This is a genomic window from Streptomyces sp. NPDC057307, assembly GCF_042667665.1.
Taxonomy (GTDB): Bacteria; Actinomycetota; Actinomycetes; order Streptomycetales; family Streptomycetaceae; genus Streptomyces.
The window spans coordinates 1-25,090 of record NZ_JBHUZM010000115.1 but is presented as its reverse complement, the minus strand read 5'-3'; the positions used below and the strand labels follow the sequence as shown (position 1 = coordinate 25,090).

Below are 25,090 nucleotides of genomic sequence, written 5' to 3'. Positions count from 1 at the left end.
CCTGGGGCCCGTGCGGACGGGGCCTGGTGCCGGCTCGGAGATGTGTATAAGAGACAGGGCCAATCGGGATGCGGACGTGCGCTGTGACGGCGCGGCTCAGTTGGCAAGTCAGCACGGCTGCTGACACACGTCGAGAGCCGGGTCTTCCGCGTCGCCCCATGCCCGAAGGCTGAGGGGGACCCGCCTACGGTTCGAGGATGTGCCGCAGATAGGTGTGTGGGTCGGCGAGATAGCGGCGCCAGTGATCCACGACGCCGAGCTCTCCCCAGACGACCCTTCGCATCCCGTGCTCACCGACCTCGATGATGTCCGCGCCCGGCAGTGCGGTCAGCAACGGGGAGTGCGTGGCACAGATGACCTGGCCGCCCTCCTTGGCCAGCCGGTCGATGTGCCCGATCAGCTCAAGGCACGAAGAGAAGGAGAGCGCCGCCTCCGGCTCGTCGAGAACATAGAGCCCGGCGTGCAGGAACTTCCCGCGGAACGCCCCGAGAAAGCCCTCACCATGACTGACATGGTCCGGCGAGAACCCCTCCCTGCCCAGGGCGTCCCGCGCGGTCTCGGCACGTAGGAAGAAGCCCTTGCGGGCCGACCAACTGGTGGCCATACGACGCCCGCGCCCCGAGGCGGCGTCGAATCTCACGCGCTCGCCGAGGGCCGACTTGCCGCGCGGGGAAGCGTAGCGCCAGTCGTGGGAGCCACCGTAGGAGTCCAGGCCGAATCCCTCCGCCAGCGCCTCGACCAGGGTCGACTTCCCGGAGCCGTTCTCACCGACCAGAAAAGTCACCGGTGCGGTGAACCGCAGCCCTTCGTCGAGCAGTTGCCGGACGCAGGGCACCGACCATGGCCAGGCTTCCTCGTCGTACGAGGAGAGATGGACATACGCGCGTTCGATAATCACGCAACCAGTGTCGTCCGCTCCCGCCACCTGTGCCGCGCCGTCACGAGGCGCGCGCAGCACCCGTCCACATGACCACGCCCAAGTGGCGGCGGCACAAGAGCCGTTCAAGGCTCCTCAACCTCATCAAGGCGGCCTGCGCGCGCAGCCCGAACCAGCGACCCGACGAGCTTACGAAGCAACCCAGCCAACTGGCGCCGCGACGGCAGACCGGCCACTGACCGGTCTGGCGAGGGTCTCGCTCGCCAGAAACGACAGAGCCGAATGCAGGATTCTGCAGCCCAAAGCGTGCTCCAGGACCTCCTGCGCGCGGCCAGGGAAACCCGGCCAACCCGCCCGTACAAGACGGTTACAGGTCAACCGCACCGTTCTCACACGTCAAGAGCCGTTCTTGACCATCAGCGGCAGCAGCTTCTTGCCCGTCGGGCCGATCTGGATGTCGAGGTCGAGCTGCGGGCAGATGGACACAGCCGCAAAACCGGACCAGGCAGCAGCGAGACAACGCCCGAGAGGAGCCCCCACGCTACGACCCGGCTGAGGACGCGCCGCCGCCGCCGAGGAAGAGCGTGATTACGCCAAGGTCAGCAAAGAAGAAAACCCCGGCGGCAGCAGCTCCAACCGAGACACCTTCCAGTGCCGACGCCTTAATCGCAGCCACAACGCAGCCACAGATGATCCCCAGGATCAGCGAGAAGGCGATCGCGATCGCCTTCTTGTTCAAGTTACTCACTCCGGCCAAACCTTCCATAGGGGCGGCCGGTGAACCTCAACAGACTCGACCAAGCCACCTGCTTCGGTGGTTGAAGTCCCGGCTGGCGGCACCGGGATACTTCTGGTCGAGTCCTGTGGCAGCCCCAACAAGGCGGCCCGCTCACGCGGGCTGCGCGACAGAACCCAGGAAGCAACCCGACCAACCACGACGCCACACCGAGAGGCCAAGCCGCCGAGCCAGCCCACCGGGCCATCGCCCAGCACCACCACAGCCACCCGTCACCCTCAGCGGCATCCGCGGCGACCTCCGTCGGACAGGTAAAAGACCCCCGCGCTGCAAGAGCCCCGGATGGGGCGAGGGGTGCGGGGGCATCGGGCAACTGCCGGGACGGACAGAGGTCTATGGCTGGGGTGGCGTGGTCGTCCCGACGAATCAAGAGTTCGCAATCTTTGCGGTAGCAACGTCAAGCGATTGTGCTCCGCCGCGCACACCAATCTGTCTGCTGCGGTCGCCCTTTCCCCGGGGCCGCGATCTCGCCGTCCAAAAGCGCGAGCACGCGGACGCCGTCGCCGAACTCAGCAGCAGGATCTCGGGCGTCGGTAGATCGCGATGTCAGCATCGCGGTGGACTGGGCGATTTACGCCCGGTCAGTGATGAGATCGAGTAGGCGGTTGACGTCGGTGAGGTCGTCCAGGACATGGTGAGCGCCTGCCTTACGCAGCTCGGCTGCCGAACTGTGGCCTGTCGCCACGGCGATGACGTGCACACCGTTCTCCAGCCCGCCTTCAACATCCGCTGGCGTGTCCCCGATCAGCACCGCATTCCCCGCAGCAGTGGACGAACGGGTAAGGGCGATATCAACGAGAGCGGGCCGAAGATCCGCGTCCTCTCCGTACGCGCCGGCGTCCCATTCAATGTGGGTGTCCAGGCCGAAGACGCCCAGCTTGATTTCCGCAACAGCACGGACGTTGCCGGTCACCACGGTCTGCCGGACGCTCGCGAGGGAGAGAGCATCCAGGGCCGCAGCAGCTCCCGCGAGCGCCGCACCGCGTTCTCTCAACTCCGCTGCGTGCGTTACGTGTTGCTGTGCGAGAGCCCGCGCGAATCGTTCGAAGTCAGTGCGGTCGGTTGTGAGGCCGTGCAGTTTCGCGGTCTCCCGGAAGATCACGGCTTCGGTGATCCCGTCGATCGTGGCCTGCTCTCGCATGGGCTGACCGGTCACCTCCGCGAATGCAGCGGCGGACAGGTCGCGTCCTACGCCACGTGTCTCGATGAGTGTGTGGTCGATGTCCCACAGGACCAGAGGCATGTGTCGCCCCTCCCCAGAATTGATCACAATATCCACCATGTTGCGGAAGGTCCCCATGGCGGAGCGGTCCGTCCTACTCTGTCGTAATCGGGAGGGCTGATGGCGGAAACACCAACGCTGATCGTCGGGGCGCGTATCCGGCACTACCGGCGCAAGCACGGCAACCGGTCGATGGCCGCCGTCGCAGGGCTGTGTGGTGTCACAGAGCGGTACTTCTCGATGATCGAGAACGAGAAACGCACCCCGTCACCCGGGTTGTTGACGCGGATTGCCGCCGAGCTACAGGTGCCGGTCTCGGCCCTTCTTTCTGACGAGTCGCCGACCAGAGCGACGGCCTCGCTGACAACCTCCCCTGACGTGGCACGCGCCTTGCTGGGGTACGGCGCGACCAGCCCAGGACCGGCTGTAGGCCCTGCGGCGCTGCGCGAGCGCGTGGAGGAGGCTTGGCGCACGTGGCAGAAGAGTTCGGAGCGATTCACCGAGATTGAGGAAGTGCTGCCCGTACTCATCGCGGATGTTGAGCATTCCGTCCGGGCTCACCGCTCGGCGAGTGACGCGTCCGCTCGGCGCGACGTGCTCCGTACGGCGGCCGACTTCTACGGACTCATGAGGTCGTACTGCCGTCGGTCCGGCCGGCTCGACCTGTCTCTCATGGTTGCCGACCGGGCCCGTCGCGCGGCGGAGGACGCGGACGATCCGATCCGGATCGCTGCGGCGCACTGGAACCTGGGCCACTGCCTGTTGTCCCAGGACGGTGGTGCGCAGGAAGCGCACGAGGTCGCCGACATCGCGATCGAGCAACTGCGCTCGGTCCCGGAGAGTGCAGAGAAGGCCGCCGTGCAAGGGGCGCTCGAACTGGTCTGTGTCGTCGCGGAAGCCCAGCGAAAGAAGTGGTGGGACGCTCGCCGGCGCCTGTCGAAGAAGGCGGCCCCGCTCGGCAAGAAGGCTGGCGAGTCCAACGTCATGTGGACCGTCTTCGGTCCCACGAACATCGGCCTTCACGCCCTGAGCATCGAGATGCTCGCCGGCCAGTGCGCGGAGGGTCTACGCCTTGCTGACGAGGTGGACATCTCTCAGCTCCCCAGCAGGGAGCGGCAGTTCACGTTCACGCTTGAGCTTGCCCGCTGCTACGACCAGCGGCGGGACGACGCTGCTGTCCTGGTCCACCTCCTGGACCTGGAGAAACTGAGTGCCGAGGACATGGCACGAAGTGCCGTCGCGACCAGCATGGTGACGGGCCTCGTCCAACGTGTACGTCCTACCTTCCGGCACCAGGCGTCCGATCTCGCTGAGCGCTTGGGAATCGCTTAGCCGACCGGAACTGAAAGTTCACCCGAACTGAGAGTTCGGGTCGTCGTCGCGTACTCGCCGTAGCTTCCTGCTCACAGCAGTGGTCTACGAGATGAGCCTCATGGATGACGGAACCACCGAGTGTTCTCCCGCGCCGCGGCAGCGCGTCAACGCTCCCGGGTTGGGAGGTGCTGCGGGTCGGCAGGTACTACGGCCTTCAGGCCCTGGCCCGGATCAACCCTCCCGGCACGGTGGCCGTGGACCCTGCGGTGCCAGGCGTCTACTTCTTCATCAAACCGGGCGCCGCTGCCAAGTGGCCGGCGATGTCTGCCGACGGTCCTCTGAGCGTGACGACGGATCTGGAGTTGCCGCCCCAAGGGCGTTGTAGGCCGCCCGGCGCCTACTGGCTGGTCCCACCACCACGAGGGGCTATCAGCATCACGTGCGCGCGTGCACTACGCGCGGCGCTGTGCCACGTCCTCCCCGCACTGTTCGTTGCGCCTCCACCCACCAAGGAGGCGCCCCGGTGAGCACGGTGATCAAGCTCGCTGACTGGACGCTCGGCATCGACACCGAGCCGGGCGCGTCCGGGCCTGTGCACGAGATCGAGTGCACAACGTGCGGCGAGTCGTCGGAAGCGTCGGACGGGCGGACGAACCCTGAGGAATGGGTGCTCAGGCACACCGGCAGCAACACAAGTCACCGCGGCTACCGGGGGATCACGACGTCATTCCTGCGTGTGACACCGGCGCCCGGCAACCCCCACGCCAACCAGACGGATGCCTCGCCCCGAACCACCACCTGAGTCACGGCATGAACCCACCACTCCCCGCACGTTCAGCGCCACCGCCGAAGCTCGTGAGTCCGCCGGCCGCCCCGTCATCTGCCGTGCCGCCCCAGGGCGAAGGCAGGGGGTGTCTCTACACGCTCTCGATACCGAGTTGCTTCGGCTTCCTCGCACTCGTCGGCGCGCTGCTCCTCCTCGCGGCCGTGAACGACCTCACTCAATGACCTGGCTGTCGAAAGGCACACCCATGGCCGAACCCACAGCGGCAGTGCACCCGCCCAAGGACAGAGGGCTGGTGGAACTCGAAGAGACGATCCACAACGGCGGCTTCTGGCGGCTCGTACCCGAGTCCGTCCCCCGCGTGTACGCCAAGGTCGACCGGAAGTTGCTGACCCACGTCGAGGTCTGTCTGAGGCGGCTGACGTGAGGACGGCGACAGGCGGTCCCAGTGTGCCGGGCCTTGAGCCCGTGGCCGTCCAAGGGTGCGACGTGTGCGAGGCGTTGGCCAATCAGCGCGAGGACGCCCGCCGTCGGGGCGGCGCGCCGACGGTCGAGGAATGCAGCGCCGAGTTGCTTTGGCACCCCGACCACGCCCGCCCGGCTCGGCGGCGTACCCCATAGCCCCGGCTCCGTCCGCCGAGCCGACCGACAAGCCCACCACCGACGGCGACCGGGGTAACGGCGACAGCGCCGAACCGCTCGACCTGGTGGGCGCGCTGCTCGTCGCATAGGGCCACGACAAGGAGAAACCAGATGGCGAAGCACCCCAAGGTGACGCAGACACCGATGGTGCGTCCCACGGACACACGCCCCCGCCAGCCCCGATCCACGCTCACGCGCGTGTACGGACAACCCGTAATCGGGCGGGAACCAACCTCGGAGGACCCGCATGCACCAGGTGATTGCCAGTCCGCAGGGCGACAAATTCATCATTGCGCGCCCCGGTACTCGTAAGGGAATGCAGATTCCGCGAGCGATGCACCATGAGCTATCCAGCGCGGTTGCCAACGGACGCGACGTGCCGGGGTGGCTGGTCAATGCTGGCCGCGAAGCATGGGGACTTGAACTCTCCGGGCAACCAGCCAGGGGCAACGTGCTGGTACGTCCGGTTACCCCGCTGAATTACAGCCGGGCGACCTGGGAGATCAACAAGGGTTGCAATTTCAACTGCGAACATTGCTACCTTGCGGAACGGGCCTTCGAGGGTCTGCCCCGCGACGAGAAAGACCGGCTGCTTTCAATGCTCCGCGATGCGGGAGTCTTGTGGCTCCAGTTCACGGGAGGTGAACCCACCATAGATCGGGACTTCCCGCATTCCTACCGTCAGGCGTTCATCCTCGGAATGCTCGTCGAGATTCTGACGAACGGATCGAGGCTGCACCGGCCGGAAATCATCGAACTGCTTTCTGCGATGCCGCCACACAAGGTGACGGTCTCACTGTACGGGGCGAGCCCCGAGAGTTTCGATTCTCTCACACGTAAGCCGGGCGCGTTCAAGCTGCTCACGAAAGGGCTCAAGGCGGCCAAAGAAGCAAATGTGCCACTCGAACTCGCGTTGATCGTCACAAAGCACAACGCGCATGAAGTACAGGCCATGCGGGAAATCGCGGACGAGTACGCAACGACGTACACGGAGTACGCGAACATCTCCCCAACCTACGACGGCAACCCTCAACCGCTCGCCGCTCAGGCCCCGGGCTTCCTGGACAAATCCTCTGTCTTCAAAGGCTGTCCGGCCGGACACACCTTCTTTCACGTAGACCCCCACGGGTTCGCCACCATGTGCAAAGTCGGCCGTGAAAACCCCATTGGCCTCATGACCGAGGGACTCGACGGCCTGCTGCGTCTGCCTGCCATCGCAGACGCCCAAATGCTTCGCTCCGGTGGCTGTAGCGGCTGCCAGCTCTCGGCCACATGCCGGGTATGCCGGCCACTCGCCAAGGCGTACCAAGAAGCGAAGGCACCACTCAACACCTACTGCCAACACGACAATGGAGATGAGACGGCATGACTGCTGTCACCGTAGAGATCACGCCCCGCCCCACACTGACAACGGCCATGCGGCCGACCACTCCCCAACCCGCCGGACTCGTCTTCGTGGATGACGTGGAGTCTCTGACCGAAGAGTCCACACCGGGTTGCGGGAACGACAACCCGTACAACTAGGCGCCGGAACGCACCCCCGCGCGGGCCTCACGGTGTTCGTACGCCGTGAAGCCCGCGTGGAACGTCGTGTGAGAGTCTGGGAACTGTGGCAACAACGCGAATTTCATTCGATGATCTCCCTTCCGCCGTGCTGGCCGGCGTCGAGCACTGCACGGGGGCGATCATCAAGAGCGAGACCGTAAGTCAGGGCTTAAACAGCGAAATTGCGGCACGGGTATACAGCGCTACCGGTGCATGTTTCGTCAAGGGACTGCGAGCCGATCACAAGCGCGTATGGACGCAGCACCGCGAAGCGGAGGTAAACCCTTACCTACGCGGAATCGCCCCCGTTCTTCTCTGGCGCATCGAAGAATGCGGATGGGTGCTCTTGGGGTTCGAATCCTTGGACGGCCACCACGCGGACTACTCACCAGGTTCGGCGGATCTCCCGAAGGTTGTGAACCTGCTGCACCGGCTGGGGGAAGTTGCCTGCCCCGATGTCGAGTTGCGGCACGCGGAACAGCGCCTGGAGTCGTACGCGGCCAAACCGACTGACGTAGACCACTTCGCGGGCAACTCCTTGGTTCACACTGACCTGAACAACGAGAATGTCATGGTGGACGGCAATGCCTATCTCGTTGACTGGGCTTGGGCCACACGTGGCGCGGCATGGCTGGACCCCGCCTATTGGGTCGTGTGGCTCATGGCAGCCGGCAAGCACGACCCCCGGTCGGCGGAGAAGTGGGCGGCAAGAGTTCCGTCATGGCAAAGGGCAGCGCCCGAAGCGGTCACCGCCTTCGCGCTGGCGACCGCGAACGTATGGGAAGAAATCGCGGGAACAGACCCGGACCCCTGGACGGCTGGAATCCTCAGCGCGTCCCAACGCTGGGCGGAGCACCGGAAAGCCGCCTGACCGCCGAACGGGCCCCGTCCGCGCTATGCCCGTGGCGCATGGACGGGACTCGCCAGTCATATGGGCGGCGCGCAGGGTGAATTGCTTGGCCACCCACTCAACCTCACTGGTGAAGCCGGCCTCACTCAGGACGGTTCGAACCGCGGGTAGCGGGGTCTTCCCCGCCGCCCTCCGAGACCTGGGCCCGACCCGCAGCACTCCGAGCGAAGCCAGGATCTTCAGAGCCTCAGCCGCAGTAGTCGCCGAGAGCGCCCCAGCGATCCGCCCCTACCGCTTCATCCACCCCACGCCTGTTCCACAGATCAAGAGCCGTTCTTCACCGTCAGCGGCAGCAGCTTCTTGCCCGTCGGGCCGATCTGGATGTCGAGGTCGAGCTGCGGGCACACCCCGCAGTCGAAGCACGGCGTCCAGCGGCAGTCCTCGACCTCGGTCTCGTCGAGGGCGTCCTGCCAGTCCTCCCAGAGCCAGTCCTTGTCGAGACCGGAGTCCAGGTGGTCCCAGGGCAGGACCTCCTCGTACGTGCGCTCGCGGGTGGTGTACCAGTCGACGTCCAGGCCGGCCTGCGGGAGGGTCTTCGCGGCGGCGGTCATCCAGCGGTCGTAGCTGAAGTGCTCGCGCCAGCCGTCGAACCGGCCGCCGTCCTCGTAGACCGCGCGGATCACCGCGCCCACCCGGCGGTCGCCGCGCGAGAGCAGGCCCTCGACGATGCCGGGCTTGCCGTCGTGGTAGCGGAAGCCGATCGAGCGGCCGTACTTCTTGTCCGCGCGGATCTTGTCGCGGAGCTTCAGCAGCCGGGCGTCGGTCTCCTCGACGCTGAGCTGCGGCGCCCACTGGAAGGGGGTGTGCGGCTTGGGTACGAAGCCGCCGATGGAGACGGTGCAGCGGATGTCGTTCTGGCCGGAGACCTGGCGGCCCTCGGCGATGACCTTGACCGCCATGTCGCCGATCTGCAGGACGTCCTCGTCGGTCTCCGTCGGCAGCCCGCACATGAAGTAGAGCTTCACCTGGCGCCAGCCGTTGCCGTACGCGGTGGAGACCGTACGGATCAGGTCCTCCTCCGAGACCATCTTGTTGATGACCTTGCGCAGCCGCTCGGAGCCGCCCTCGGGGGCGAAGGTGAGGCCGGAGCGGCGGCCGTTGCGCGTCAGTTCGTTGGCGAGGTCGACGTTGAAGGCGTCGACGCGGGTGGACGGGAGGGAGAGGCCGATCTTCTCCTCCGCGTACCGGTCGGCGAGGCCCTTGGCGACATCCGCGATCTCGCTGTGGTCGGCGGAGGACAGCGACAGCAGGCCGACCTCCTCGAAGCCGGTCGCCTTGAGCCCCTTCTCGACCATCTCGCCGATGCCGGTGATGCTGCGCTCCCGCACGGGTCGCGTGATCATGCCGGCCTGGCAGAAGCGGCAGCCGCGCGTGCAGCCGCGGAAGATCTCGACGGACATGCGCTCGTGCACGGTCTCGGCGAGCGGGACGAGGGGCTGCTTCGGGTACGGCCACTCGTCCAGGTCCATGACGGTGTGCTTGGAGACCCGCCACGGGACGCCGGACCGGTTGGGGACGGTGCGGGCGATACGGCCGTCCGGCAGGTACTCCACGTCGTAGAAGCCGGGGACGTACACCCCGCCGGTCTTGGCGAGCCGCAGCAGCAGTTCCTCGCGGCCACCGGTCCGACCCTCGGCCTTCCAGGCCCGGACGATCTCGGTGATCGTCAGGACGGCCTGCTCGCCGTCGCCGATCACGGCGCAGTCGATGAACTCGGCGATCGGCTCGGGGTTGAACGCCGCGTGGCCGCCCGCGAGCACGATCGGGTGGTCGACGGTGCGGTCCGCCGCGTTGAGCGGGATCCCGGCCAGGTCGAGCGCCGTAAGCATGTTGGTGTAGCCCAGCTCGGTGGAGAAGGAGAGCCCGAAGACGTCGAAGGCCGAGACGGGGCGGTGCGCGTCCACCGTGAACTGCGGGACCCTGTGCTCGCGCATCAGCGCTTCGAGGTCGGGCCAGACGCTGTACGTGCGCTCCGCGAGCACGCCCTCACGCTCGTTGAGGACCTCGTAGAGGATCATCACGCCCTGGTTGGGCAGCCCGACCTCGTAGGCGTCGGGGTACATCAGCGCCCAGCGGACGTCGCACTCGTCCCAGTCCTTGACGGTGGAGTTGAGTTCACCACCGACGTATTGGATCGGCTTCTGCACATGCGGGAGCAGAGCTTCGAGCTGTGGGAAGACCGATTCAACAGCAGACATCACGGCGACTTTCGTGGGCTGACGGGGGTGACGGGGTGACGAGGGTGGGGTGACCAACCAGGCTACCCCGACCGCCGACCGCCCCTCACCGCGCGGGAATCCTCCCTCAGCCCGCCAGCGCCCTCCGCAGCCCGGGCTTCGCCGACTTCCGCCAGACGCGGGGCAGTTCGCGCTCCCGGTCCGCGGCCCGCGCCTCCTCCTCGCCGTACAGCAGTCCCCAGGTGAAGGCGGACTCACCGGCGGCGTGGGCCTGGATCGCGAGGTCGCGCAGGGCGTCGCGGGCCACCACGCTGTCCTGGTGGTCGCCGAGCACGCTCTGCACGGCCTTCATCCGCTTCGAGAAGCGCTTCGCGGGCTTCCCGAGGGCGGGCCCGGCCGCGTCGGCGGCGTAACGGGCCCGTTTGGCGGCCTTGCGGGCGTCGTGCAGCGCCAGATCGCGCTCCTCCCCCGGAGCGAGTCCCAGCGCGTGCTCGACACGGCCCGCGAGGCGCGCGTAGTCCTTGAGGATCGCCCGGGGCAGCACCTTGGCCGGTTTGTGGTCGGCGCCGGCCAGCAGGGGCGGATCGGCGAGCAGCGCCTCCACCGAGTCCAGCAGACGCAGATAGCGGGCGCTGTCGAGTACGGCGAGGGTCCTGGCCCGCGCGTCGGTGCGGCCCGCGGCGTCCCAGATCTGGAGCCGGGCGTGCACGGGGCCGAGCAGCAGGGTCGTGTCGTGCGCCTCGACGCTCGCGGTGAGCCGCTCGGCGAGGACCTCCTGGTCGCGGTCTACGCCCAGCTCCCCGGCGAGCCACTTCAGCTCCGCGCCGATGGGCCGGGTGACCTCGCGGTCGAGCACCTTCTTGTACGTACGGAACGCGGACCGCATCCGGCGGGTGGCGACCCGCAGTTGGTGCACCGAGTCGGGCAGGTCGCGGCGGACGGCGGAGTCGTACGAGACGATCGCGTCGGCCTGCTCGCGCAGATAGGCCAGCACATGGTCCCCGGCGGTGACCGGCCCGCGCTTCGATGCCGCCCTGGCCCGCTTTTTGCCGGCGGGCGCCGTGTCGGCGAGGGCCCTGGCGAGCTTGGACGTGGCGGACGCGGGGCGTACTCCCGCCTTGCGGAGCACCTTCTCCACGGCGTCGAGCAGCGCCGGGTCGCCGTCGTCGGCCAGCTCGACCTCGATCTCGGTCCAGTCGGCGGTGCCGGTCCCGGCGGGCAGGCGTTCGGCGCGGACGGAGTCCACGGCGACCTCGGCGAGCGTCCGGCCGGCCCCGTCGACCAGCAGGCTGAGGTCACGGGAGGTCCGCAGCCGGACGACGGGGGTCAGTTCCGCGCCGCGGACCCGCGAGCGCACCAGCGCGGCCAGTTCGTCGGGGAGGGTGTCGGAGAGCGGGGCCCGGATCTCGTCGCGCACGCCGTCGCCGACGGGGAACTTCAGGTGCCAGCCCTCGTCCCCGCCGCCGGTGCGGCGGCGGAGTGTGAGGGAGTCGGCGGTCAGCCGCAGGTCAGGTGTGTCGTGGTACACGGCGTCCAGCTCGGTGACACCCTCGTGGGTGACGGCCGAGACGACACGGACCTTGGTGAGGTCCGGCAGGGCGGAACGCCCGTGTGGCTCCGAGCCGCTGCCGCCGGCCACCGGCCGCTTCGGGAGTTCGTACTTGCGTTCGATCTCGCGCTTTGTGTCAGCCATCTTCACAAACGTAGCCGCAGGGACCGCCGAGTGGCAGCCCCCGCGACGTCAAACGGGCATATCAAGTCAGACGGGCAGATCAAGCCGACATCGGCCGCTGCACCCTGATCGACTGGAGCAGCCCGACCGCGATCCAGACCGCGAACATCGAGGTGCCTCCGTAACTCACGAACGGCAGGGGCAGACCCGCCACCGGCATGATCCCGAGCGTCATCCCGACGTTCTCGAAGGACTGGAAGGCGAACCAGGCGATGATCCCGGCCGCCACGATCGTCCCGTACAGCTCGGTCGTCTCCCGGGCGATCCGGCAGGCGCGCCAGAGCACCACACCGAGCAGCAGCAGGATCAGCCCGGCGCCGAGGAAGCCCAGCTCCTCGCCCGCGACGGTGAAGACGAAGTCGGTCTGCTGCTCGGGGACGAACTGGCCGGTGGTCTGGGAGCCCTTGAAGAGCCCGGTGCCGGTGAGTCCGCCCGAACCGATCGCGATCCGCGCCTGGTTGGTGTTGTAGCCGACGCCCGCCGGGTCCAGCTCCGGGTTGGCGAAGGCGGCGAAGCGGTTGATCTGGTACTCGTCGAGCACCCCGAGCGCCGCGACCGCGACGGCGCCCACGACACCGGCGCCGACGAGCCCGAAGATCCACCGGTTGGACGCCCCGGAGGAGAGGAGGACGCCGAGCACGATCACCGCCATGACCATCACCGAGCCGAGGTCCGGCATCATCATGACGATCACGATCGGGACGACCGCCAGGCCCAGGGACTTGGCGACCGTGCGGTGGTCCGGATGGACCTGGTCCCCCGCGTCGACCCTGGCCGCGAGCATCATCGCCATGCCGAGGATGATCGTGATCTTCACGAACTCCGAGGGCTGGAGGGTGAATCCGCCGCCGAGGACGATCCAGGCGTGCGCGCCGTTGATGGTGGCGCCGAGCGGGGTGAGGACCAGCAGCACGAGCACGACGGAGATGCCGTAGAGCACCGGCACCGCGCCGCGCAGGGTGCGGTGGCCGAGCCAGATCGTGCCGATCATCAGGGCCAGCCCGATGCTCGTGTTCAGTATGTGGCGGAAGAGGAAGTGGTACGGGTCGCCCTGGTTGAGATCCGTACGGTTGCGGGTCGCCGACCAGACGAGCAGCGACCCGACCGCCGAGAGGGCGAGCGCGGAGAACAGCAGCGGCCAGTCCAGCCTGCGCGCCAGGGAGTCACGGGCCGCGAGGGTGGCCCACAACCCGCGCTCGGGGCCGTATCCGGAGACGGAGAAGCCGCTCGTGCCGGCCATCGTTCAGTCCCTCCGCGCGGGTGGGCCCGCGAGCTGTTCGTTGTCGTTCGGCGCCTGGCCCGGATCCTCGTTCGGTGCCTGCCCCGGATCGTCGGCCGTCTGTCCGTCGTCGGGCGCCGGGCTCGCGTCGTCCACCGGCCCGGTGTTGTCACCGGCGGGCGCGATCTCGTTGCCGTCGAGGGGCTTCTTGTCCGGTACGTACGGCTTGATCTCCGGCGCGTCGATCGAGCCGTCGGGCTGGACCTTCGGCAGCGCCGTACGCGGCTTGGGCAGCAGGGCCTTTTTGAGGTTCTGCCCGCCCTTCGCGTCGAGGCCGTACATCGCCTCGTAGATCTTGCGCACCGCGGGGCCCGAGGCTCCGGAGCCCGTACCACCCTGGGAGATCGTCATGACGATCGTGTAGTCCTCGGTGTACGAGGCGAACCAGGAGGTCGTCTGCTTGCCGTAGACCTCGGCCGTACCCGTCTTGGCGTGCATCGGGATCTTGTCCTGCGGCCAGCCGCCGAACCGCCAGGCGGCCGAACCGGTGGTCGCCACTCCCGCGAGGGCCTTGTCCAGCTGGTCGCGCAGCTTGCGGTCGATCGGCAGCTTGCCGTGCGACTTCGGCTTGATCTCCTCGACGCTCTTGCCGTCGGGGCTGACGATCGCCTTGCCGACGCTCGGGTCGTACATCGTGCCGCCGTTGGCGATGGCCGCGTAGATCGTCGCCATCTGTATCGGCGTGACGAGTGTGTCGCCCTGCCCGATCGAGTAGTTGACCGCGTCACCGGCGCGCATCCGGTTGCCTTCGAGGCAGCCCTCGTACGCCAGTTGCTCGACGTAGGTGCCGCCCTTCTTGCCCTGCTTGCACCAGCCGGCCTTGTTGGCCTCCCAGAAGTCCTGCTTCCACTGGCGGTCCGGGATCCGGCCGGCGACCTCGTTGGGGAGGTCGATACCGGTCTCCTTGGCGAGGCCGAACTGCTTGGCGGTCTTGTAGAACCAGTCGTTGGCGCCCTTCTTGGGCTTGTTGCCGCCGTCCTTCTGCCATTCCTTGTGCGCGAGCCCGTAGAAGACGGTGTCGCAGGAGACCTCAAGGGCGCGGCCGAGGTCGATGCTGCCGTAGCCCTGGGACTCGAAGTTCTTGAAGACCTGGTTGCCGATGGAGTACGAACTGGGGCACGGGTAGCTGCCGTTGAAGTCGTATCCGGCCTTGACCGCCGCCGTCGACGAGATGACCTTGAAGATCGAGCCGGGCGCTGCCTGCGACTGGATCCCCCGGTTCAGCAGCGGGAAGTTGGACTTCTTGCTGGTGAGCTTGGCGTAGTCCTTCGCGGAGATCCCGCCGACCCAGGCGTTGGGGTCGTACGTCGGCTGGGAGGCCATCGAGACGACGCGGCCGGTCTTGGACTCCAGGACCACCACGGCGCCCGCGTCGGCCTTGTAGTTCTGGTTGGTGTTGCGGTCGTTCTCCTTGCGCGCCGCCTTCATCGCCTCGTTCAGCTCGAACTCGGCGACGGCCTGCACACGCGCGTCGATGGAGGTGATGATGTTGGAGCCCGGCTCGGCCTTGTCGCTCTTGGCCTGGCCGATGACACGGCCCAGGTTGTCGACCTCGTAGCGGGTGACGCCCGCGTCGCCGCGCAGGTACTTGTCGTACGTGCGCTCCAGACCGGAGCGGCCGACCTGGTCGGAGCGGAGGAACGGCGAGTCGGTGTCCTGCGCCTTGGTGATCTCCTCGTCGGTGACCGGCGAGAGATAGCCCAGCACCTGGGCGGTGTTGGCCTTGGCGGGCGCGGCGTAGCGGCGGACGGCGGTGGGCTCGGCGGTGATGCCGGGGAAGTCCTCGGCGCGTTCGCGGATCTGGAGCGCCTGCTGGGTGGTGGCCTCGTCGGTGACGGGGATCGGCTGGTAGGGCGAGCCGTTCCAGCAGGGCTGCGGCGTCTTGTTGTCGCAGAGCCTGACCTTGTCCTGGACGTCCTTGGGTGTCATGTCGAGGACGTCGGCGAGGCGGGTGAGGACGGCTTTCCCGCTGTCCTTCATCTTCATCAGCTCGGTGCGGCTGGCGGAGACGACGAGGCGGGTCTCGTTGTCGGCGAGCGGCACACCCTGCGAGTCGAGGATCGAGCCGCGGACGGCCGGCTGGACGACCTGCTGTACGTGGTTGTTCTTGGCCTCGTCGGTGTACTCGGCTCCGTTGCGGACCTGGAGGTACCAGAGGCGTCCGCCGAGTGTCAGCAGCAGCGAGAAGACGAGGATCTGGATGACGACGAGCCGGATCTGGACCCTCGGTGTCCGTCCGGTCTCCGGAATGTTGCTCACAGTCGTTTGACCCCCTTGATCCGTCCGGCCCGTGCCGCGCGGGAGCGGGCCGTCTTCAGCCGCAGTCCGCCGCGCTGGTTCCCGATCTTCAGTCCGGTCCCCGCCGCGAGCCATCCGGAGGCCACGTCGGTGGCCCCGCTCGATTTGCTGTCGCCGAGCGGGTCGTTCTCCGCGCGTCTGGCCAGGGCCATGATCAGCGGGACGGTGAACGGGGCCAGCAGCAGGTCGTAGATGGCGGAGGTGATCACCAGGTTGCTGAGGCCGACATGGCGGGCGGCGGTGTCGCCGACGAGGGCGCCGACGCCCGCGTACAGCAGTGTCGTGGTGACGGCCGCGCCGACGACGACGACCATCGGGCCCAGTGCGGTGCGCAGTTGGCCGTTGTCGGGCTTGGCGAGTCCGGCGAGATAGCCGATCACACAGAGGACGAGCGCGTAGCGTCCGGCGGCGTGGTCGGCGGGCGGGGCGAGGTCGGCGAGGAGTCCGGCGCCGAAGCCGATGAACGCGCCGCTGACGTGTCCGTAGACCAGGGCGAGCGCGACGACGACGAGGAGCAGCAGATCGGGTACGGCTCCGGGGAGTTGGAGCCGGGCGAGTACGGACACCTGGACGACCAGCGCGACGACGACCAGGGTGACGGAGAGCAGCGTCCGGTTGAAGCGCATGGGGATCAGCTCTACTCCTGCTCGTTGGCCTGGCCGTCACCCTGGGCGTCCGGGCCGTTGGGCGACGGGGTGGCCGTGACGGTGACGGTCGGTGTGGGCTTGGGCTTGGCGGGCTTCTTCGGCAGGACCATGTCGCGCGGGTTCTCGCGGGGTGCCTGGACGACGACGCCGACGATGTCGAGCTTGGTGAAACCGACGTACGGGCGGACGTAGATGTCGCGCGTGAGGTCCCCACCGGAGGGGTCGACGCGCACGACCTGACCGACCGGCACTCCGGGGACGAACGGCCGGTCCTTGCTGGAGCCGAAGGTGACCAGCCGGTCGCCGTTCTTCACCTTGGCCTTGCCGTTGAGGAGTTGGACGTTGAGCGGCTGGTCGCCCTGGCCGGTGGCGAAGCCCAGTTCGTTGGACTTCTCCATCCGGGTGCCGACCGTGAAGTCCGGGTCGTTGGCGAGCAGTACGGTCGCGGTGCTCGGTCCCACGGTGGTGATACGGCCGACGAGTCCGTCGCCGTTCAGTACGGTCATGTCGCGCTTGAGGCCGTCGGCGGCGCCCGCGTCGATGGTCACGGTCCAGGAGAAGCCCTGGGCCGCTCCTATGGCGATGACCTCGGCGGCCTTGATGCCGTACTGGCCGGCGCCGGCGGTGGCGAGGAGCTTGTCCAGCTCCTGTACGCGGCTGCGGTTGCGGTCGTCGCTGCCGAGCCGCTGCTTGAGCGCCGCGTTCTCCCGCTCCAGGACGGTGACGCGGTCGTGCCGTTCGCCGGAGTCGCGTACGGCCCCGATGGCGTTGCCGACCGGGTCGACGGCTTTCGAGACCCCGTTCTGCACCGGTCCGAAGACCGTGGCCGCGGCCTGTCGGGCACCGTCGACGGGTGACGCCTCTCCCCCGCGGATATCCACCGTGATCAGTGCGAACGCGATGGCGATCAGCAGCACCAGGAGCAGCCGGCTCTCTCGTGTGTCCCTCACGTGCGGCGGCCGTGCCTTCCTCGTTGGAATGCCTCGTCGGAAATTTTCGTGCGAATCGCGGAAATCACCCGGATGGGATTCGTCTCAATTGGCACATCGGATTGGTCTTGTCTGTATATCAACGATCCACCGGCGGAGACGTCAGCGTTCCATATGGGGTGTCCCCCGGGCCTGTTGAGGCCCGGGGGATATTCGCCCTTTTCATGATCTGCGCGGTTCAGTGGCCGGTGGCCGGCCGCTGATCCGTCATCTGCGCGGCGAGGCGTCCAGCACCTGCTGAAGGGCCTCGAACTCCTCGACGCACTTGCCGGAGCCGAGAGCCACCGAATCCAGCGGGTCCTCGGCGATGTGGATGGGCATGCCGGTCTCACGGCGCAGCCGCTCGTCGAGGCCGCGCAGCAGGGCGCCGCCACCGGTGAGGACGATGCCGCGGTCCATCACGTCGCCGGACAGCTCCGGCGGACACTTGTCGAGCGTGGTCTTCACCGCGTCCACGATGGCGTTGACCGGCTCCTCGATGGCCTTGCGGACCTCGGCGGCCGAGATGACGACGGTCTTCGGCAGCCCCGACACCAGGTCGCGGCCACGGATCTCGGTGTGTTCGTCCTTGTCGAGGTCGTAGGCCGAACCGATGGTGATCTTGATCTGTTCGGCGGTGCGCTCACCGAGGAGGAGCGAGTACTCCTTCTTGATGTGCTGGATGATCGCGTTGTCCAGCTCGTCACCGGCCACCCGGATCGACTGGGCGGTGACGATTCCGCCGAGCGAGATCACCGCGACCTCGGTGGTGCCGCCGCCGATGTCCACGACCATGTTGCCGGTCGCCTCGTGGACGGGGAGTCCCGAGCCGATGGCGGCGGCCATGGGCTCCTCGATGATGTGCACCTGACGGGCGCCCGCCTGGGTGGACGCCTCGATGACGGCGCGTCGCTCGACTCCCGTGATGCCGGAGGGCACACAGACGACGACCCGCGGGCGGGCCAGATAGCGGCGCTTGTGGATCTTGAGAATGAAGTAGCGCAACATGCGTTCGGTGATCTCGAAGTCGGCGATCACGCCGTCCTTCAGTGGCCGGACGGCAACGATGTTGCCCGGTGTCCGGCCGATCATCTTCTTCGCTTCGGCGCCGACCGCGAGGATGCCGCCCGTGTTGGTGTTGATGGCGACGACGGACGGCTCGTTGAGCACGATCCCTCGACCCCTGACGTACACCAGCGTGTTGGCGGTCCCGAGGTCGACAGCCATGTCACGGCCGATGAACGACATCTTGTTCCCCATGAGGATGCGTCTGGCCTTCCCAAATCGAGCATTGACGGCTTTTCAGGATGGCGAGGTGGATGCTGTGGCGTGGAGGCTTCCATCGTAGTGCCGCCTCCGCTGACGCGGCGCGGTAGATCCACCTCTAATAAAGGTGACGATGTGTCGCAGCCATGCGTTCCCGATCTGGCTCCGCATATGCCGGGGGTGGCCGAATTCCGTCGGTCGCCGCAGGCGCGCTCAGCGCTGTATGGCTGACGTGTGGTCAGGAAAGACCAGGGTAAGGGGTGTCTTTCAGTGTTCGGGAAAGAAAAGTTTCAGTTCCCGAATGGCGGACTCCTCGGAGTCCGAGGCGTGGATGAGGTTCTCCCGGACGATCGTTCCGAAGTCCCCCCGAATGGACCCCGGCGCTGCGGCGATCGGGTCAGTGGGACCCGCCAGGGCGCGTACGCCCTCGATGACGCGCTCGCCCTCGACGACCAGCGCGACGACCGGGCCCGACGCCATGAACTCGATCAGCGGCTCGTAGAACGGCCGGCCCTTGTGCTCGCCGTAGTGCTGCTCCAGCGTGCTCCCGTCGAGCGTGCGCAGCTCCAGTGCGGTGATGCTCCAGCCGGCCTTGCGCTCGATACGGCCGATGATCTCTCCCACCAACGAGCGGCGGACGGCGTCCGGCTTGAGGAGGACGAGAGTGCGCTGGGTCATGGTGTGCGGCTCCTTGCGGGCATTCACTGCGGGCAAACGGGTGAAGGTGGTGTGAGGCTACAGGGGCGCGCGGGGCGCGCCGTACCCGGTCCTGGCACGGGCACTCGTGGGACCGGTCCGCAAACGGGGCCCGGGGTGTGTCCGGTCGATCCGGCCCGATCGGGGGGACGTCCTCCTAGGTCTGCGGCTCCGCCGACGGCCGGGCGGCGGACTGCTCGGCCCAGCGCGCCTTCGCCGCGTCGATCTTGCGTCCGTAGTGGACCGAGGCCCACCACAGCACACCGAAGAGCACCCCCAGGAAGAACATCACCGGCACCACGAACCCGCCCGCGACCAGGGCGATCTGGAACGCCCAGCCGAGCTGGACCCCGCCCGGCCTGGTGATCATTCCGCACAGCAGCAGCGACAGCAGCATCGCGACACCGCAGACCGTCCACACCGTCGCCATCGACATGTCGTCGGACTTCATGGCGACGAGCCCGGCGAAGCCGATCACGAAGAACTCACCGATCAGCGTCGACGCGCAGAGCGTACGCATGCCATCAGCCCTTTCCCAGAAGCAGCCGGGCCTCGCCGACCGTGATCACCGAACCGGTCACCAGCACCCCGGCGCCCGCGTACTCGTCGTCCTCCTCGGCGAGCGTGATCGCCGCCTCCAGCGCGTCGTCGAGCCGCGGCTCGACCTGCACCCGGTCGTTGCCGAACAGGTCCACGGCCACCGCCGCCAGCTCGTCCGCGCTCATCGACCGGTCGCTGGAGTTCTCCGTGACGACGATCTCCGCGAGGACCGGCTCCAGGGCTTCGAGGAGCCCCCGCACGTCCTTGCCGGCGCTCGCGCCGACCACTCCGATCAGTCTGCTGAAGCCGAACGACTCACCGATCGCCGCCGCCGCGGCCCGCGCGCCCGCCGGATTGTGCGCCGCGTCCAGGACCACCGTCGGGGAGCGCCGTACGACCTCCAGCCGGCCCGGCGAGACCACGGAGGCGAACGCCGCGCGCACCGTGTCCAGGTCCATCGGGCGGGCGTGCTCCGCGCCGACCCCGAAGAACGCCTCGACCGCCGCCAGCGCCACCACCGCGTTGTGCGCCTGGTGGGCGCCGTGCAGCGGGAGGAAGATCTGCTCGTACTCGCCGCCGAGACCGCGCAGCGTCAGCATCTGGCCGCCGACCGCGACCTCGCGGGCCACGATGCCGAACTCCATGCCCTCGCGCGCCACCGTCGCGTCCACGTCGACGGCCTTCTTCAGCATCACCTGCGACGCGTCCACCGGCTGCTGCGCCAGGACGACCGTCGCGCCCTGCTTGATGATCCCGGCCTTCTCCACGGCGATCTCGCCCGGTGTGTTGCCGAGCCGGTCGGTGTGGTCCAGGTCGATCGGGGTGACGACGGCGACGGTCGCGTCGATGACGTTCGTCGCGTCCCAGCTGCCGCCCATGCCGACCTCGACCACCGCGGCGTCGACCGGGGCGTCCGCGAAGGCCGCGTACGCCATGCCGGTGAGCACCTCGAAGAACGAGAGCCGGTACTCCTGCGCGCCGTCCACCATGTCGACGTACGGCTTGATGTCCTCGTACGTCTCGATGAACCGGTCCGGGGAGATCGGTTCGCCGTCGAGGCTGATCCGCTCGGTGACCGACGAGACGTGCGGGCTGGTGTAGCGGCCGGTGCGCAGGTCGAAGGCGCCGAGCAGGGCCTCGATCATGCGGGCCGTGGACGTCTTGCCGTTGGTGCCGGTGATGTGGATCGACGGGTACGCCCGCTGGGGGTCGCCGAGCACGTCCATCAGCGCCTCGATGCGCGCGACCGAGGGCTCCAGCTTGGTCTCGCCCCAGCGGCCGGCCAGCTCCTGCTCGACGGCGCGCAGCGCCTTGTCGACCTCCGGGTCGGTGGGCCGGGCCGGGACGCCGTCGCCCTGCGGGGGGCCCGCCTGGGCGCGCAGCGTGCGGCTGCCGGTCTCGATCACGGCGAGGTCGGGGTCGCGGGTGGTCTCGGCGTGGACGATGTCGTCGAATCCGTCGTCGTACTCGCCGGGCTGGTCTGGCTGGTCGGGCTGGTGCTCGCTCACAGGACCAGTCTACGGAGCGGGTACGGCGTGTTCGCCGCCCCGCCCCGTAGGGCCCTGTCCGTCGGCCGTCGGCCTTCCGGTCGGCTCTCCGGTCGGCTCTCCGGTCGGCTCTCCGAGGAGTTCTCCGGTCAGCTTTCCGGGAGGGCCGCGAGCTGCGCGGTGAGGCGCTCGATGTCCGCCTCCGCCTTGGTCAGCCGGCCGCGGATCTTGTCGACCACGTTGTCCGGGGCCTTGGCGAGGAACGCCTCGTTGCCGAGCTTCGCCGTGGCCTGCTGCTTCTCCTTCTCGGCCGCGTCCCGGTCCTTCGTCAGCCGCTTGCGCTCCGCCACGACGTCGATCGTGCCGGACAGGTCGAGCGCGACCGTGGCCCCCGCGACCGGGAGGGTCGCGGTCGCCTGGAAGGCGTCGCCCTCCTCCTGGAGACGCAGCAGTTGACGGATGGCCGCCTCGTGCGCGGCGAGCGGCGTCGCGGACAGGTCGAGCCGGCCGGGGACCTTCTGGCCCGGCTGGAGACCCTGGTCGGCCCGGAAGCGGCGGACCTCGGTGACGACCTGCTGAACGTGCTCGATCTCGCGCTCGGCGGCCTCGTCGCGGAAGCCGGAGTCGGCCGGCCAGTCGGCGACGACCACCGACTCCTTGCCGGTCAGCGTGGTCCACAGCGTCTCGGTGACGAAGGGCACGATCGGGTGCAGCAGCCGCAGGGTGACGTCCAGGACCTCGCCGAGGACGCGCCCGGAGACCTTGGCCTGCTCGCCGCCCGCGAAGAACGTCGTCTTGGACAGCTCGACGTACCAGTCGAAGACCTCGTCCCACGCGAAGTGGAAGAGGGCGTCGCTGAGTTTGGCGAACTGGTAGTCCTCGTAGAGCGCGTCGACCTGGGCGACGGTCTCGTTGAGCCGGGAGAGGATCCAGCGGTCCGCGGCGGACATCTCCGGGACGTCAGGCAGCGGTCCTTCGACCGTCGCGCCGTTCATCATCGCGAAACGGGTGGCGTTCCAGACCTTGTTGGCGAAGTTACGGGAGCCTTGGACCCAGTCCTCGCCGATCGGCACGTCCACACCGGGGTTGGCGCCCCGCGCGAGCGTGAAGCGGACCGCGTCCGCGCCGTACTTGTCCATCCAGTCCAGCGGGTTGACGACATTGCCGAAGGTCTTCGACATCTTCTTGCCGTGTTCGTCGCGGACCATGCCGTGCAGGGCGATGGTGTGGAACGGCGGCGTGCCGTCCATCGCGTACAGGCCGAACAGCATCATCCGGGCGACCCAGAAGAAGAGGATGTCGTAGCCGGTGACCAGGACCGAGTTCGGATAGAACTTCTCCAGGCTCGGGGTCTGTTCGGGCCAGCCGAGCGTGGAGAACGGCCACAGGCCGGACGAGAACCAGGTGTCCAGCACGTCCGTGTCCTGGTGCCAGCCCTCACCCGTCGGCGGCTCGTCGTTCGGGCCGACGGCGACGGTCTCGCCGTTCGGACCGTGCCAGACCGGGATCCGGTGGCCCCACCACAACTGCCGTGAGATGTTCCAGTCGTTGAGGTTGTCGATCCACGCGAAGTAGCGGGACTCCATCTCCTTGGGGTGGATCGTGACGCGGCCGTCCCGGACGGCGTCGCCGGCCGCCTTGGCGAGCGTGGCGACCTTGACCCACCACTGGAGCGACAGGCGGGGCTCGACGGTCGTCTTGCAGCGCGAGCAGTGGCCCACGGAGTGGACGTACGGCCGCTTCTCGGCGACGATCCGGCCGTCCGCGCGCAGCGCCGCGACGATGGCGGAGCGGGCCTCGAACCGGTCGAGCCCCTGGAAGGGCCCGGGGACCGTGATGACGGCCCGCTCGTCCATGACCGTGATGTTCGGCAGGTCGTGGCGACGGCCGATCTCGAAGTCGTTCGGGTCGTGGGCGGGCGTCACCTTGACGGCGCCCGTGCCGAACTCGGGGTCGACGTGCTCGTCCGCGACGACCGGGATCGAACGGTCGGTGAGCGGCAGCTTGATCTGCCTGCCGACCAGGTGCGCGTAGCGCGCGTCGTCCGGGTGGACGGCGACGGCGGTGTCACCCAGCATCGTCTCGGCGCGGGTGGTGGCGACGACCAGCGTCTCGTCCCCGTCCCCGTACTTGATGGAGACCAACTCGCCATCGTCGTCCTGGTACTCGACCTCGATGTCGGAGATCGCGGTGAGACAGCGCGGGCACCAGTTGATGATGCGCTCGGCGCGGTAGATCAGCCCGTCGTCGAAGAGCCGCTTGAAGATGGTCTGGACGGCGTCGGACAGCCCCTCGTCCATCGTGAACCGTTCACGGGACCAGGCGACACCGTCGCCGAGACGGCGCATCTGCCCGGAGATCTGGCCGCCGGACTGTTCCTTCCACTGCCAGACCCGCTCGACGAAGGCTTCACGCCCCAGGTCCTGCCGGGACTTGCCCTCCTTCGCCAGCTCGCGCTCGACGACGTTCTGCGTGGCGATACCGGCGTGGTCCATGCCGGGCTGCCACAGCGTCTCGTAACCCTGCATGCGCTTACGGCGGGTCAGGGCGTCGATGATCGTGTGCTCGAAGGCGTGCCCGAGGTGCAGGCTGCCGGTGACGTTCGGCGGCGGGATGACGATGGTGTACGGCGGCTTCCCGCTCTTCTCGTCAGCCTCGAAGTAGCCGCGTTCTACCCAGCGCTCGTACAGCTTCCCCTCCACCTCGGCCGGTGCGTACTGGGTCGGCAGTTCAGGGTTGGCTGCGGGCTGCGCTTGAGAGTTCTCGGTCACAGCGCACAGTTTAGAGCCGTCACAGCTCTGCACTGAAACGGGATAGTTCGGTAACGGTGCGCCCCCCGATGGCCCATGGCGTCACTCCTTCAGTCAGGATGTCGGGAACGCATAAGCATCTGGAGGGGACAGAGCACATGAGCTACAACCAGCCGGGCCCGTACGGTGGGCAGCCGCCACAGGGCCAGCCCGGACCGTACGGACAGCAGCCGCCGCAGGGCCAGCCCGGCTACGGGTACCCGCAGCAGCCGCCGCAGGGGCAGCCCGGTTACGGGTACCCGCAGCAGGCGCCGCAGGGAGTCCCCCAGCAGGGTTACGGCCAGCCCCAGCAGCCGGGCCCGTACGGCCAGCCCCCTCAGCAGCCCCCGTACGGCGGAGCCCCCGGGTTCCCGCCGCCGCAGGGCGCTCCGAAGAAGAAGACGGGTCTGATCGTCGCCTCGGTCGTCGTGGCACTCGCGGTGATCGGTGGTGGGGCGTACTTCCTGGTGGGCGGAGGCAGCAGCGATGTCGCCGACGACGGCCCGCACAAGCTGATCACGCCGGCGACGGTGATCGACGGGGAGTACAAGAAGAGCGAGAGCGCGGGCAGCACCGGCGGCGGCATGAGCGAGGACGACCTCAAGGACGCCCAGAGCTGGGGTGTGAAGAACCCCAAGGACGTGAGCGCGGGCTACGAGGCGGGCGACGCCGAGAAGAACCCCTTCGAGGCGAAGATGCTCAGCTTCGGTGGCGTCTACGGCGAGATCGACGACCCGGAGAAGGCCATCGACGCCATGTTCTCCTACATGAAGGCGGAGTCCGAGAAGGAGGAGAGCAAGGACGAGGGCTCGCTCGTGGGCAGCCCCGAATCCTTCGAGCCCGAGGGGTTGGACGGCGCGATCCTGAAGTGCCAGGCGATGGTGATGAAGGGCGACCCCACCGCCGGCCCCAAAGAGATCAAGATGTCGGTCTGCATCTGGGGCGACCACAGCACTCTGGGCTTCGCCCTGCCCATCGACCTGGCGAGTGCCATGGGCGGCAAGGGCGGCTCGCTCGAAGAGGCCGCTGCCACAACCGCCAAGCTGCGCAACGACGTTCGCGTGAAGATCTGAAGGTTTTTAAAAATACACTTACGAAGAGGGGCGACAGGACGGTTAATC

The 25,090-nt window shown here is 67.9% G+C and carries 21 protein-coding genes; 7 read left to right on the top strand and 14 right to left on the bottom strand.

Annotated features, from left to right (window positions below):
* Positions 1-184: 184 nt before the first annotated feature.
* The 3 genes from ACFUN8_RS29005 to ACFUN8_RS28995 all read right to left on the bottom strand — a co-directional run bounded on the left by ACFUN8_RS29005 (position 185) and on the right by ACFUN8_RS28995 (position 2,916).
* The gene (locus ACFUN8_RS29005) at positions 185-898 is read right to left on the bottom strand and encodes an AAA family ATPase (protein WP_383643763.1); all 714 of its coding nucleotides are present in this window, start codon (positions 896-898) and stop codon (positions 185-187) included.
* Between the two features lie 520 nt (positions 899-1,418).
* Positions 1,419-1,625 (bottom strand): hypothetical protein, encoded by a 207-nt coding sequence (locus ACFUN8_RS29000; RefSeq protein ID WP_383643760.1) that lies wholly within the window; start codon positions 1,623-1,625, stop codon positions 1,419-1,421.
* A gap of 619 nt (positions 1,626-2,244) precedes the next feature.
* Complete coding sequence (locus ACFUN8_RS28995) at positions 2,245-2,916, bottom strand: HAD family hydrolase (protein ID WP_383643757.1); 672 nt, start codon at positions 2,914-2,916, stop codon at positions 2,245-2,247.
* A 99-nt stretch (positions 2,917-3,015) separates the two neighbouring features.
* Here ACFUN8_RS28995 and ACFUN8_RS28990 point away from each other — a divergent pair, with 99 nt between their 5' ends.
* The 6 genes from ACFUN8_RS28990 to ACFUN8_RS28965 all read left to right on the top strand — a co-directional run bounded on the left by ACFUN8_RS28990 (position 3,016) and on the right by ACFUN8_RS28965 (position 8,051).
* Positions 3,016-4,227, top strand: coding sequence for a helix-turn-helix domain-containing protein (locus ACFUN8_RS28990; RefSeq protein ID WP_383643754.1), 1,212 nt, complete (start codon positions 3,016-3,018; stop codon positions 4,225-4,227).
* Positions 4,228-4,732: 505 nt separating this feature from the next.
* A complete protein-coding gene (locus ACFUN8_RS28985; RefSeq protein WP_383643751.1) occupies positions 4,733-5,011 on the top strand; it encodes a hypothetical protein in 279 nt (92 codons plus the stop codon).
* A 229-nt stretch (positions 5,012-5,240) separates the two neighbouring features.
* Positions 5,241-5,420, top strand: coding sequence for a hypothetical protein (locus ACFUN8_RS28980; RefSeq protein WP_383643748.1), 180 nt, complete (start codon positions 5,241-5,243; stop codon positions 5,418-5,420).
* A gap of 130 nt (positions 5,421-5,550) precedes the next feature.
* Entirely contained in the window at positions 5,551-5,724 is a 174-nt protein-coding gene (locus tag ACFUN8_RS28975) for a hypothetical protein (RefSeq protein WP_383643745.1), read from the top strand.
* Between the two features lie 158 nt (positions 5,725-5,882).
* Positions 5,883-7,004, top strand: coding sequence for a radical SAM protein (locus ACFUN8_RS28970; RefSeq protein WP_383643742.1), 1,122 nt, complete (start codon positions 5,883-5,885; stop codon positions 7,002-7,004).
* A gap of 240 nt (positions 7,005-7,244) precedes the next feature.
* Positions 7,245-8,051: an aminoglycoside phosphotransferase gene (locus tag ACFUN8_RS28965; protein ID WP_383643740.1), complete on the top strand. Its 807-nt coding sequence runs from the start codon at positions 7,245-7,247 to the stop codon at positions 8,049-8,051.
* Between the two features lie 302 nt (positions 8,052-8,353).
* On the opposite strand, the gene ACFUN8_RS28960 is transcribed toward ACFUN8_RS28965, so the two are convergent.
* The 11 genes from ACFUN8_RS28960 to ACFUN8_RS28910 form a co-directional block, all read right to left on the bottom strand.
* Positions 8,354-10,288 carry a TIGR03960 family B12-binding radical SAM protein gene (locus ACFUN8_RS28960; protein ID WP_383643737.1) on the bottom strand — a complete coding sequence of 645 codons (1,935 nt, stop codon included), beginning with the start codon at positions 10,286-10,288 and terminating at the stop codon, positions 8,354-8,356.
* Positions 10,289-10,394: 106 nt separating this feature from the next.
* Positions 10,395-11,960 (bottom strand): CHAD domain-containing protein, encoded by a 1,566-nt coding sequence (locus ACFUN8_RS28955; protein WP_383643734.1) that lies wholly within the window; start codon positions 11,958-11,960, stop codon positions 10,395-10,397.
* Between the two features lie 79 nt (positions 11,961-12,039).
* Positions 12,040-13,239, bottom strand: a complete 1,200-nt coding sequence (gene rodA, locus ACFUN8_RS28950; protein ID WP_382570450.1) for a rod shape-determining protein RodA — start codon at positions 13,237-13,239, stop codon at positions 12,040-12,042.
* Positions 13,240-13,242: 3 nt separating this feature from the next.
* Complete coding sequence (mrdA, locus tag ACFUN8_RS28945) at positions 13,243-15,537, bottom strand: penicillin-binding protein 2 (RefSeq protein WP_383643731.1); 2,295 nt, start codon at positions 15,535-15,537, stop codon at positions 13,243-13,245.
* Entirely contained in the window at positions 15,534-16,202 is a 669-nt protein-coding gene (gene mreD / locus ACFUN8_RS28940; protein ID WP_383643729.1) for a rod shape-determining protein MreD, read from the bottom strand. Before mreD ends, mrdA begins: the two co-directional genes overlap by 4 nt.
* Positions 16,203-16,213: 11 nt before the next feature.
* Entirely contained in the window at positions 16,214-17,173 is a 960-nt protein-coding gene (mreC, locus tag ACFUN8_RS28935) for a rod shape-determining protein MreC (RefSeq protein WP_383643727.1), read from the bottom strand.
* Positions 17,174-17,419: 246 nt separating this feature from the next.
* Complete coding sequence (locus tag ACFUN8_RS28930) at positions 17,420-18,439, bottom strand: rod shape-determining protein (protein WP_031231655.1); 1,020 nt, start codon at positions 18,437-18,439, stop codon at positions 17,420-17,422.
* A gap of 285 nt (positions 18,440-18,724) precedes the next feature.
* Positions 18,725-19,135, bottom strand: coding sequence for a nucleoside-diphosphate kinase (ndk, locus tag ACFUN8_RS28925; RefSeq protein WP_382570461.1), 411 nt, complete (start codon positions 19,133-19,135; stop codon positions 18,725-18,727).
* A 175-nt stretch (positions 19,136-19,310) separates the two neighbouring features.
* Positions 19,311-19,673 (bottom strand): DUF4233 domain-containing protein, encoded by a 363-nt coding sequence (locus tag ACFUN8_RS28920; protein ID WP_383643724.1) that lies wholly within the window; start codon positions 19,671-19,673, stop codon positions 19,311-19,313.
* A gap of 4 nt (positions 19,674-19,677) precedes the next feature.
* Complete coding sequence (locus ACFUN8_RS28915) at positions 19,678-21,201, bottom strand: bifunctional folylpolyglutamate synthase/dihydrofolate synthase (protein ID WP_383643721.1); 1,524 nt, start codon at positions 21,199-21,201, stop codon at positions 19,678-19,680.
* A gap of 128 nt (positions 21,202-21,329) precedes the next feature.
* Positions 21,330-23,951 (bottom strand): valine--tRNA ligase, encoded by a 2,622-nt coding sequence (locus ACFUN8_RS28910; RefSeq protein ID WP_383643718.1) that lies wholly within the window; start codon positions 23,949-23,951, stop codon positions 21,330-21,332.
* A 137-nt stretch (positions 23,952-24,088) separates the two neighbouring features.
* Between ACFUN8_RS28910 and ACFUN8_RS28905 the strand changes: the two genes are divergently transcribed.
* Positions 24,089-25,042: a hypothetical protein gene (locus tag ACFUN8_RS28905; RefSeq protein WP_383643715.1), complete on the top strand. Its 954-nt coding sequence runs from the start codon at positions 24,089-24,091 to the stop codon at positions 25,040-25,042.
* Positions 25,043-25,090: the final 48 nt, after the last annotated feature.

What these genes read in the sequence shown, in the direction of transcription:
- ACFUN8_RS28995 (WP_383643757.1), bottom strand. Translation starts at nt 2,916, where the DNA reads ATGCCTCTGGTCCTGTGGGACATCGACCACACACTCATCGAGACACGT.
- ACFUN8_RS28990 (WP_383643754.1), top strand. Translation starts at nt 3,016, where the DNA reads ATGGCGGAAACACCAACGCTGATCGTCGGGGCGCGTATCCGGCACTAC.
- ACFUN8_RS28980 (WP_383643748.1), top strand. Translation starts at nt 5,241, where the DNA reads ATGGCCGAACCCACAGCGGCAGTGCACCCGCCCAAGGACAGAGGGCTG.
- ACFUN8_RS28975 (WP_383643745.1), top strand. Translation starts at nt 5,551, where the DNA reads ATGCAGCGCCGAGTTGCTTTGGCACCCCGACCACGCCCGCCCGGCTCG.
- ACFUN8_RS28970 (WP_383643742.1), top strand. Translation starts at nt 5,883, where the DNA reads ATGCACCAGGTGATTGCCAGTCCGCAGGGCGACAAATTCATCATTGCG.
- ACFUN8_RS28960 (WP_383643737.1), bottom strand. Translation starts at nt 10,288, where the DNA reads ATGTCTGCTGTTGAATCGGTCTTCCCACAGCTCGAAGCTCTGCTCCCG.
- ACFUN8_RS28955 (WP_383643734.1), bottom strand. Translation starts at nt 11,960, where the DNA reads ATGGCTGACACAAAGCGCGAGATCGAACGCAAGTACGAACTCCCGAAG.
- rodA (WP_382570450.1), bottom strand. Translation starts at nt 13,239, where the DNA reads ATGGCCGGCACGAGCGGCTTCTCCGTCTCCGGATACGGCCCCGAGCGC.
- mreD (WP_383643729.1), bottom strand. Translation starts at nt 16,202, where the DNA reads ATGCGCTTCAACCGGACGCTGCTCTCCGTCACCCTGGTCGTCGTCGCG.
- ACFUN8_RS28930 (WP_031231655.1), bottom strand. Translation starts at nt 18,439, where the DNA reads ATGTCGTTCATCGGCCGTGACATGGCTGTCGACCTCGGGACCGCCAAC.
- ndk (WP_382570461.1), bottom strand. Translation starts at nt 19,135, where the DNA reads ATGACCCAGCGCACTCTCGTCCTCCTCAAGCCGGACGCCGTCCGCCGC.
- ACFUN8_RS28920 (WP_383643724.1), bottom strand. Translation starts at nt 19,673, where the DNA reads ATGCGTACGCTCTGCGCGTCGACGCTGATCGGTGAGTTCTTCGTGATC.
- ACFUN8_RS28905 (WP_383643715.1), top strand. Translation starts at nt 24,089, where the DNA reads ATGAGCTACAACCAGCCGGGCCCGTACGGTGGGCAGCCGCCACAGGGC.